2 protein-coding genes are annotated in these 1,673 nt (G+C 60.3%); both read right to left on the bottom strand.

Annotation, left to right across the window (positions count from 1 at the left end; translation table 11 throughout):
• Nucleotides 1–130 precede the first annotated feature (130 nt).
• Nucleotides 131–829, bottom strand: coding sequence for a hypothetical protein (locus L6D89_RS32310; RefSeq protein WP_236202334.1), 699 nt, complete (start codon nt 827–829; stop codon nt 131–133).
• Between the two features lie 136 nt (nt 830–965).
• A partial coding sequence (locus L6D89_RS32305; protein WP_248285748.1) for a phage head morphogenesis protein occupies nt 966–1,673 on the bottom strand: 708 nt, incomplete at its 5' end.

The raw sequence follows: 1,673 nt of genomic DNA, 5'->3' as shown, positions 1-1,673 counted from the left end.
ACTCAGGCACGTCAGTACCCAGCTCGAAACAGAGCGCGGTGGCGAGGGCGTTACGGAGTGGGGATGTCTTTTTCATGTCGCCATGGTCGGCGACATGAAGGGGGATTTTTAGAGGAAGGGGTTCAGCAGATTACAGCGCCGGTGGCTGTGCAGCCTGCCCCTCAGCCCGGAGCAGATTGATCACATGCACTGTCACTTTCGCAAACTCTTGAAGTCCAGAACCGTCCCACGTAGACGGGCCTGGCACGAGTAGGCCGAGGGCCATAAGACCTGAGACGATGATTGCGTCTTCGCTTTCTCTGTCGACGTAACGGGTGGTCCCTGGCGGACTCTCTGGAGGCGGGTCAAACGTCACATACTGATACTGAAAGTTCGCCAGTAAGAAGTCAGCTTCTGCAGCTGAGATGTCGCGCACTACCCTAGACAGCACTGCCGAATTAAGGGGGACTAGATCAGGAATCTGGAGTCCATTGGCGACCGCCCTTTTCAAATATTCGATCTTGGCAGGGTCGGTCGTGTGAAGGATTGCGACAACGGCTTCGTTGACCAGTTTGTACTGCTCGTCGGACATATTTCGCAGGGTTTCTGCTTGCTGCTCTAGCTCTGCATTTATGTCTCTAAAGGCTCGCTGTACCCGCTCGGCCTGCCGAGTCGACGCGAGGGCTCCGGTCAAAACGGGCAGAAACTGGGCAAGAACACCGGATACGGCAGGAATGAATGGGGCCAGGGGACCGCCTGCTACAGCAGCTATGCCCGTTGCGGCAAGTGCCATGGCGGTGCTCCCAGCAACTCTCTCCACGGCGCTAGGTTCATTTTCTCTGTCAGGCATGGCTCCACCCCATATCGAAGAAACTGAGCATCCATCCTAGCTGCAACGGTGCGACTTTACCCTCTGATAGCGTTAGAGCGGCGTTAGATTTGCGCAGGGCGCACAAACCCCTTTCCCCGAGTACATCCGCCGCACCTCATTCCTGATCATCGCGCCTGCGCGATTTCTGAGGCCGTTTCGGTTTCGCCAAGACGGTGGACGTCTTTTCCTTCTCTTCCAGGAGCTGCTCGGCTTGCTTCAGCCGGGACACTGCGCCTGGGTTGTAGGCCCAGCCAGGCTCGATCCCCTCGGGCACCTGGAGCACCTGGCCGGTACGCTTGTTGATGTACTCCAGGAGCTTGCCGGTGGGTGCCTCGGTGATGTAGTTGCCACTCGCCTGCAGGCGCTCGGCCTCGCGGCGACTGACCTGACGTACCCAGCACTTGCAGCCCCAGCCGTTGGGCGGGAAGTGCGTCTGCCAGAAGGGATCGTCTGCAGGCAGCAGGATGCCCGCCCAGCCCAGGTGCTGCGCTCGGTGATGCCGGCTCGGTCCGAGCTGGTACAGAAGGAATGGCTGAGTCTTCTTCGTGCGCTGGATGCGGTCCCACTGGCCCGCCGCGTTGGCGGTGCGCAAGTTGGTGTCGTAGATAACCCGCAGCCGACGCGGGCTACCCAGCTGGACCTCGCGGGTCTGGCCAGTCAACGGGTCGAGCATGTCGGCCTTTCCCCACCACCCCTGCTTGACCAGGAGCGGCTGCAGCTCGCGGCGGAAGGTGTTGAAGTCCTGGCCGCCGTCGACCATCTCGTCCACGGCTGAGCGGATCGCTTCCAGGATGTCCAGCTTCATGGCCTTGGCCACCGTGAA

The sequence above is a fragment of the Pseudomonas pseudonitroreducens genome (assembly GCF_021603645.1).
In the GTDB taxonomy this organism is placed as follows: Bacteria; Pseudomonadota; Gammaproteobacteria; order Pseudomonadales; family Pseudomonadaceae; genus Pseudomonas; species Pseudomonas pseudonitroreducens.
This window is presented reverse-complemented; position numbering and strand designations above follow the sequence as displayed.

What these genes read in the sequence shown, in the direction of transcription:
- L6D89_RS32310 (WP_236202334.1), bottom strand. Translation starts at nt 829, where the DNA reads ATGCCTGACAGAGAAAATGAACCTAGCGCCGTGGAGAGAGTTGCTGGG.